General features: G+C 44.3%; 9 protein-coding genes, 1 tRNA gene and 1 pseudogene. 6 read left to right on the top strand and 5 right to left on the bottom strand.

The genetic code is table 11. The features are described 5' to 3' along the window. Positions 1-17 precede the first annotated feature (17 nt). Positions 18-1,178 carry a putative peptidoglycan glycosyltransferase FtsW gene (locus QZ147_RS07380; protein WP_295148817.1) on the top strand — a complete coding sequence of 387 codons (1,161 nt, stop codon included), beginning with the start codon at positions 18-20 and terminating at the stop codon, positions 1,176-1,178. After that, the gene (locus QZ147_RS07375) at positions 1,175-2,293 is read left to right on the top strand and encodes a UDP-N-acetylglucosamine--N-acetylmuramyl-(pentapeptide) pyrophosphoryl-undecaprenol N-acetylglucosamine transferase (RefSeq protein WP_295148814.1); all 1,119 of its coding nucleotides are present in this window, start codon (positions 1,175-1,177) and stop codon (positions 2,291-2,293) included. The genes QZ147_RS07380 and QZ147_RS07375 overlap by 4 nt, the downstream gene beginning before the upstream one ends. A 63-nt stretch (positions 2,294-2,356) precedes the next feature. On the opposite strand, the gene QZ147_RS07370 is transcribed toward QZ147_RS07375, so the two are convergent. Next, positions 2,357-2,433, bottom strand: a tRNA-Arg gene (locus tag QZ147_RS07370). Between the two features lie 113 nt (positions 2,434-2,546). On the opposite strand from QZ147_RS07370, the gene QZ147_RS07365 reads away from it, so the two are divergent. Together QZ147_RS07365 and QZ147_RS07360 are read left to right on the top strand one after the other, a co-directional pair. After that, complete coding sequence (locus tag QZ147_RS07365) at positions 2,547-2,723, top strand: hypothetical protein (RefSeq protein WP_295148811.1); 177 nt, start codon at positions 2,547-2,549, stop codon at positions 2,721-2,723. A gap of 55 nt (positions 2,724-2,778) precedes the next feature. Continuing rightward, complete coding sequence (locus tag QZ147_RS07360) at positions 2,779-3,606, top strand: adenylosuccinate lyase (protein ID WP_295148809.1); 828 nt, start codon at positions 2,779-2,781, stop codon at positions 3,604-3,606. Here QZ147_RS07360 and QZ147_RS07355 read toward each other — a convergent pair. The 4 genes from QZ147_RS07355 to QZ147_RS07340 are packed head-to-tail and all read right to left on the bottom strand — an operon-like array spanning position 3,603 to position 6,254. Continuing rightward, positions 3,603-4,871: an RNA polymerase factor sigma-54 gene (locus QZ147_RS07355; RefSeq protein WP_295148807.1), complete on the bottom strand. Its 1,269-nt coding sequence runs from the start codon at positions 4,869-4,871 to the stop codon at positions 3,603-3,605. The genes QZ147_RS07360 and QZ147_RS07355 overlap by 4 nt on opposite strands. Positions 4,872-4,874: 3 nt before the next feature. Then, positions 4,875-5,603, bottom strand: a complete 729-nt coding sequence (lptB, locus tag QZ147_RS07350; protein ID WP_295148806.1) for an LPS export ABC transporter ATP-binding protein — start codon at positions 5,601-5,603, stop codon at positions 4,875-4,877. Continuing rightward, entirely contained in the window at positions 5,596-6,012 is a 417-nt protein-coding gene (gene tsaE, locus QZ147_RS07345; protein ID WP_295148803.1) for a tRNA (adenosine(37)-N6)-threonylcarbamoyltransferase complex ATPase subunit type 1 TsaE, read from the bottom strand. Before tsaE ends, lptB begins: the two co-directional genes overlap by 8 nt. Next, positions 6,009-6,254 carry a S4 domain-containing protein gene (locus QZ147_RS07340; protein WP_295148801.1) on the bottom strand — a complete coding sequence of 82 codons (246 nt, stop codon included), beginning with the start codon at positions 6,252-6,254 and terminating at the stop codon, positions 6,009-6,011. Before QZ147_RS07340 ends, tsaE begins: the two co-directional genes overlap by 4 nt. 113 nt (positions 6,255-6,367) lie before the next feature. On the opposite strand from QZ147_RS07340, the gene QZ147_RS07335 reads away from it, so the two are divergent. Next, positions 6,368-7,588, top strand: a complete 1,221-nt coding sequence (locus tag QZ147_RS07335) for an argininosuccinate synthase (RefSeq protein ID WP_295148799.1) — start codon at positions 6,368-6,370, stop codon at positions 7,586-7,588. A 29-nt stretch (positions 7,589-7,617) separates the two neighbouring features. Further along, positions 7,618-7,684 (top strand): annotated as a pseudogene (locus tag QZ147_RS07330) (50S ribosomal protein L9); the annotation flags it as partial.

The following is a 7,684-nucleotide window of genomic DNA, read 5'->3' as shown; positions in this document are numbered from 1 at the left end:
AATTTCGGGGGTAAATTTTGGCAGTCGATAAGGTTATTTTTTATCTTTGCGCGGCGCTTATTACGATTAGCATCATCTTTTCGTTCTCGCTGCCCGTATTTACGGTTTTGTTTTTTAATTACGGCGAATATCACTTTTTTATCCGTCAGTTTGCCGTCGGCTGCTTAGGAATTTTTCTTATGTGGTGGCTATCTCGCTTAAATCCCGATAAGGCGCTAGTTTGGATAGGGTTCGGACTATTTGCCTGCTGCATCGTGGCGATGGGACTTATGTACGTCCTACCCGCTTCTATGGTGACCGAAGCGGGCGGCGCTCGCCGATGGATACGCTTACCCGGCGTCTCTCTCGCGCCGGTAGAGTTTTTTAAAATCGGCTTCGTATACTTTCTAGCATGGAGCTTCGCGCGCAAGATCGACGAAAATAAAAAAAGCATCAAAGAGGAGCTAAAACTGCTATTTCCGTACGTATGCGTATTTTTAATCATCGTTTATTTAATCGCTTATTTGCAAAACGACCTTGGACAAGTAGTCGTTTTAGCTCTTACGCTAATTATGATGGCTCTGTTTGCGGGTACGAGCATGAAACTTTTCGGTATCGGCTTTTTGGGAGCTTCGGTACTTGCTACGATAGCCATAATTAGCTCCGAGCATAGAATTACGCGTATAAAATCGTGGTGGGGCACGATCCAAGACATGGTGCTATCCTTACTGCCTCAAAGCATGGCCGAAGTTTTGCGCGTAGCCGACGCACCCGAGCCGTATCAAATTTCGCATTCTCTAAATGCGATAAAACACGGAGAATTTTTCGGCGAAGGGCTAGGAGCGGGCGTATTTAAACTCGGCTTTTTAAGCGAGGTGCATACGGACTTCGTACTATCGGGCATAGCAGAAGAGGTCGGCGTCGAGGGTATTATAATCATCGTTTGTATATTTTTGACGTTGCTTTATAGAATCTTTAAAATTTCGGCGCGTAGCGAAAATAAGGTCTATCATCTATTCTCCCTGGGCGTAGGACTAATCATATCGTTTTCTTTTTTGATGAATAGCTACGGCATCACCTCTATTACGCCGATAAAAGGTATAGCGGTACCGTTTTTAAGCTACGGCGGAAGCTCTATATTAGCCGTTTGTATAGGTATCGGAATGGTTTTAATGATTAGTAAAAAGGCTAAAATTTGATAGTAATTAGCGGCGGAGGCACCGGCGGACACCTAGCTATTGCAAAAAGCCTATGCGAAGAGCTAAATAGACGCGGCATAAAGCCTCTCTTCATCGGCTCGACGCAAGGACAAGACAGGGCGTGGTTTGAAAACGACGAAAATTTTAGCGATAAAATTTTCCTTCAAAGCAGCGGCGTGGTTAATAAGCGAGGTTTAGCAAAGCTCGGCTCGCTTTTAAATATTTTAAAATTAGCGCTCAAATGCCGTAAAATTTTTAAAACTCGCCGCGTCCGCGCAGTAGTTAGCGTAGGCGGATACTCGGCTGCGCCCGCAGCTCTTGGCGCCCTACTTTGCGGCGTAAAGCTTTTTATCCATGAGCAAAACGCGGTAACGGGCAAGCTAAATCAAATTTTAAAGCCTTTTGCAACGGGTTTTTTTAGCTCTTACGATAAAATTTCGCCGTACGCATATCCGGTCGCGAAGCGCTTTTTTACTAACGCGAGATCTAGACGCGAGTTAAAAACGATTTTATTTCTAGGCGGTTCGCAAGGAGCGAAAGCTATAAACGAGCTCGCTTTAAAAATAGCTCCCGCCCTAAAATCGCGCGGTATAAAAATAATCCACCAATGCGGCAAAAACGCGCTTAACGATCTTAAAGAAAAATATGCGCAAGCCGGGCTTAAAATTTGCGAAAATTTTAGCGAACGAAATTTTGCAGAGGGCACTGGCGACGACTATTACGAGGGCATACGCCCTTGCGCGAATGCTAACGCGAACGCGGACGTAGAATTATTCGACTTTTATCCGCATATCGAACAAAAAATGGCGTGCGCAGATTTAGCGATTAGCCGCGCGGGAGCGGGCTCGCTATGTGAGCTTTGCGCAAACCGCCTACCCGCGATTTTCGTGCCGTTTCCGTATGCCGCGGGCAATCACCAATATTTCAACGCAAAATTTTTGGAGAACGAAGGACTCGCCAAAATTTGTCCGCAAGACGGCGACGAAATAAATTGCGATAAAATTTTAGCACTTTTAGAAAATTACGACTTAGAGCGCGCATCGGACGGATTAAAGGCCGTTTTTTCGCAAAACGGCGCGAAGGATATAATAGATAAAATTTTAGCCAGAATTTAGTCGGAAGTTTTCATTCGCAGCCGAACAAAGATATTTTGATACATTTTAGGAAATAAGATTAAGTGGTGCGCCCGAAGGAATTCGAATCCCTGACCTTTTGAACCGCAATCAAATGCTCTATCCAGCTGAGCTACGAGCGCACTTTTAAAAAGAAATGCGATTTTAGCCAAAGTTTCCTTAAATCTTTTATAAATTCATTAAAAATTTAGCCAAAAATCGTTAATCTTTCTAAAATTTTAAAAGGAATTCCAAAATGAACGACTTTTTCGACAGCCTAAAAGACATTAAAAAAGAATTAGAAAAAGAGCAAAAAATCGCGCCGAAAACCGGCGACGCATCAAGCAAACAAAATTTAATAGCCAGAAAACAAGAGAGATTAAAGGCGGAGTTTTTGGGTTACGTAAAAAACAGCGATATTAGAAAAATTTAGTCCGCTCTGGAACGCTTATTGCTTATTTCGGCATAATAAAATTTATGGAGAGATAATGAACGTTACTCAAACGATGGAAACTCTAAGTATTCAAACGCGCGACGACGGGCTATTTTTCGAGCTCCGCAGCCTAATAAGCAAAAATTTTAATAAAACCCTAGCCGGTAAAGGCAAAATCATATCGTTTTATGACGAAAGCGAGCTTCCGCAGCGAAAATACTTCCTAAAATTTCTAAAAAGAATTTACGAAAAAGACGGACAAAAAACGCTTGACGTAAATTCGGCGCAAAACAAGACTATAAAACTAAACTACGTTCAGCAAAATACGCTCGCGCCGATAATTTTCATCGGCGTGGATTTTATTAGGAATCAAGTTATTTTTAATTTCGAACAGCCGCAAAATCTTTTTATTAGTTACCTATTGCAAAGCTTTAAAAATCCGCCCAACCACTTTAATAAAAAAACAAACTCGCTAAATATCAAACTAACGAGCAATAGCGATCTTGATATGCTCTCGTCGCTGTTTGCGCGTAAAGAGCATCTAAAATTTATAGTAGATTTCGACTACGAAGAGCTAAAATTTCAAAATTTTAGGCAAAATTTTAAGCCCCAAGAGTCGTTAAGATTCGCGACTAGATTTTCGGCGCTAGCCGAGCTATTAACCGAAAATTTCGAGATTTTAAACTGCGATAAAAACAGCACCTTTGAAGAGGTTAGAGAAAACTATCTATCGCTCGTAAAACTCTACCATCCAGACCGCCACGCGGATAAACCGTCCGAAATAAAAGAAAGCTACCGACTAAAATTCGAAAAGATCCAAGCCGCTTACGACACATTAAAGCCGTTTTTTAAAACGCAAGAAAATTTCATCGGCGAGAATTAAACGCCGCCTTGCATCTCGTAAATTCTCTTACGCTCACTAGAACTACCGATATTTAGCGCCTTTCGGTATTTCGTGATCGTTCGGCGAACCATATTTACGCTAAATTCCTCCTGCACGAGTTCTAAAATTTTAAGATCGCTTAGCGGCTTTTGAGCGTTTTCGTTTTTGATAACGTGCAAGATAAAGTCCTTAATCGCGGCATTCGAAACTTCCTCGCCGTCCCCGTCCGCGCCCAAAGACGCGGTAAAAAAGCTTTTTAAAGCAATTGTTCCGCGCGGGCATTCAAGATATTTATTGGCTATCGCGCGCGAGATAGTAGAGGGGTTATAGCCCAAATCCTCGGCGATATTTTTTAGCTTCATCGGCTTTATATCGCCGCCGGAAAAGTAATCGTATTGATACTCCACTATCATTAGCCCAATCTTTTTTAGCGTCGCTTTCCGCATCGCAAGCGCATCTATAAGTTCTCTGGCCTCGCGAGTTTTTTGCGCGATAAATTCGCTCCCCGCCGCCTGTCCTTCGACGTCTAGTACGACTTGCGGATAAAAATCGTCATTTACGCTAACGCTGATGTTTCCGCTCTCAAACGCTACGCAAATATCCGCCGCCGCGACGGGTTCGTCGTCTAAAAACTCGATCGCCGGCGGATTTTTAAATTTCTTAATCGCCTTCATCGCCGCATCGTAAAATTCTAACTTCGCAAACTCTTGCAAATTCCCTAAATTTTGGATTATTTCGCGCGCGCGGCTATAAATTTCTCCTTGCTGCCCGCTTGATTCAAGTTGAAATAAAAAACTCTCTTTTAAATCTCTCGCGCCGACTCCCGCGGGTTCTAAATACGCGAACCGCGCCCTAACCCGCTCCACCTCGTCCGCCGAAAATTCGCCCAAAATTTCGGCATCGTATTCAAAATAACCTTCGGAATTTATACACTCGATAATCTTATAGGCGATTTGTTGCGAAATTTTAGTGGGAAATAACGGCGGATTAATCTGCGAGCAAAGCGTCTCGTAAAGACTCTCGCGGTAGATCGTCGTAGCTTCAAGAGCGTCTGAGACGGAGTTTTTGCTAGCTTCTTTGAAAAAATTTTTCTTTTGATTTTGCACGGGAGCTTTGCTCTCGACGCTTACGAAAGGGTTATTTGCCGCCAAAGGCTCTAGCGTCTCTTTTAGCTCGCCTAGTCCGCATTGCAAGATCGGAAGCCAACTTCGAAGCGCCGGGCGAAGCTTATTTTTAGGGGCTAAATTTTGCCTTTGGCGCAGCATATTTTAATCTAGCAGTCTAAATTCTTCGCCCAAATAGTGAGTACGGACGTTTTTATCGTTTGCGACCTCTTTCGCGCTGCCGCTAGCTAGCAAAAAGCCGTCCTTGATAACGTAAGCTCGGTCGCAAATGGCTAGCGTTTCGCGGACGTTATGGTCGGTGATAAGCACGCCGATACCGAGTTTTTTAAGGTCGCGCACGATGCTTTGTATGTCGCTGACGGCGATCGGATCGACGCCCGCGAACGGCTCGTCCAAAAGCAGAAACTTCGGCGTTATCATCAAGCTTCGCGCGATCTCGCAGCGCCTACGCTCGCCGCCGCTTAGGCTCACGCCTTTGCGAAGGCGGATAGGCTCGATATTTAGCAAATTTAGCATTTCGTCGACCTTTTTAGCGCATTCGTCTTTGTCTTTGTATAAAATTTCGGCTCCTAGCAGCAAATTTTCCTCGACGCTTAAATCTTTAAAAATACTGCTTTCTTGCGGTAAATATCCGATACCCATTTGCGCTCGTTTATGTAGCGCTACACTAGTTACGTCTCTGTCGTCTAAAAAAATTTGACCGCTCGTAGGCGAGATAAGCCCGCAAATCATATAAAAAGTAGTCGTTTTACCGGCGCCGTTGGGGCCGAGCAGTCCTACGACCTCGCCGCTTGATACGTCTAACGAGACGCCTTTTATAATTTGCGTTTTTTTAATCGTTTTGGTTAGTTCTTGAATCCGTAATTTATGCACTAATGACCTCGTATTTTCTGGCGTCGCCTTCTAAACTTATGTCTATTTTATAAAATTTTACGCCGTATCTCGTAAGCAGCGTTTCAAGCTCGCTATCGCCCCACTCCGCGATATGTAGCCCCTCTTCGAATAAATTTTCAAAAAGTCCGTTTTTAATAAGTCCGCTAACGCCGTTTTGATAAATATCGTAGTGGTAAATTTTACCTCCGTCCGCGCACTCGTAGCTTTGCATCACGGAAAACGTCGGCGAGGTGACTCCACTCCTAACACCCCTAAATTTAGCGATCGCCTGCGTAAGCGTCGTTTTGCCGCTGGCTAGCGCGCCGTTTAATAAAATTATGCCCTCTTTGGGCAACTCGCGGGCTAAAATTTCAAGCTCGTCTAATTTTAATAAAAATTCGCGCTTCAAATTTGCCTCACGTACTCGCCCTGAGCGCTTTTTGGAATGCTTTTACCCTGGGGAATCGCTAGCACCTCGTAATTTGCTTCGCGAGTTATAAATTTTATAGTAATTTTATCGCCGACTTTAACATCTTTTGCGGGTTTTACAACGACGCCGTTAACGCTAACGACGCCGCTTTTACACATATCTTCGCTTACGCTTCGGCGTTTGGTGATATTTACTACATTTAAAAATTTGTCGATTCTCATGGCGGCGATTTTAGCCAAATTTCTTTGAAAACCGCTTTAAATTCGCGTTTATTAAAAATTAAATGAAATTTAGCTACCATTACGCACTCTAAAACATTAATAAGGGGCTAACGATGAAAAAGAACGTAAAAAAAGTCGTCCTCGCCTACTCCGGCGGACTTGATACGAGCATTATTTTAAAATGGCTTCAAGACGAATACGGCTGCGAAGTAGTAACCTTTACCGCCGATATCGGTCAGGGCGAAGAGTTAGAACCGGCTCGTAAAAAAGCCCTCGCTCTGGGAGTAAAACCGGAAAATATTTTCATCGAAGATTTACGCGAAGAATTCGTGCGCGATTACGTATTCCCGATGTTTCGCGCAAACGCGGTTTACGAAGGCGAGTATTTACTCGGCACCTCTATCGCTCGCCCGCTAATAGCAAAACGACAATCCGAAATCGCAAGGCTAGTAGGCGCCGACGGCGTAAGTCACGGAGCGACCGGCAAAGGCAACGACCAGGTACGCTTTGAATTAGGCTATTACGCGCTAGGCGATAATTTAACCATAATTGCCCCTTGGCGGGAATGGGATCTAAACAGCCGCGAAAAGCTACTCGCCTACGCCGAAAAAAACGGTATCGATATCGCTAAAAAGCCCGGAAAAAGTCCATATTCGATGGACGCGAATTTACTCCATATTAGCTACGAAGGACTAGTATTAGAAGATCCTAATCACGCTCCGGAAGACGATATGTGGCGCTGGACGGTAAGCCCCAAAGAAGCCCCTGACACCGCCGAAGTTATTACGATCGGCTATAAAAACGGCGATCCCGTTAGCCTAAACGGTAAAATTTTAACTCCGTGCGAAATGCTCACCGAACTAAACAAACTAGGCGCGAAGCACGGTATCGGGCGATTAGATCTCGTAGAAAATCGCTCCGTAGGCATGAAAAGCCGCGGCTGCTACGAAACTCCTGGCGGCACGATAATGCTAAAAGCTCACCGCGCGATCGAGAGCATCACGCTAGACCGCGGCGCGGCGCATCTAAAAGACGAGTTAATGCCTCGCTACGCAGAGCTAATTTACAACGGCTACTGGTGGTCGCCAGAGCGCGCGATGCTGCAAGCCGCGATCGATAAAAGCCAAGAACACGTGAACGGCGAGGTTCGCGTCGAGCTATACAAAGGCAACGTAACTATTTTAGGACGCGCAAGCAAGAGCGATAATTTATTTAGCGAGGCTTATTGTACCTTTGAGGAAGATAGCGTTTACGACCAAAAAGACGCGGAAGGCTTTATTAAGCTAAATGCGCTTCGCTTCATTATCGCACGCAAAAACGGACGTAAATTTTAGCGGCGAAATTAAAAATTTAAAGGCAAAGAATGAAAGTATTATTAATAAAGGACGTAAAAGCGCTCGGAAAAGCGGGCGAAATAAAAGAGGTAAAAG

It is taken from the genome of uncultured Campylobacter sp. (assembly GCF_905371695.1).
Taxonomy (GTDB): domain Bacteria; phylum Campylobacterota; class Campylobacteria; order Campylobacterales; family Campylobacteraceae; genus Campylobacter_A.
This window is presented reverse-complemented; position numbering and strand designations above follow the sequence as displayed.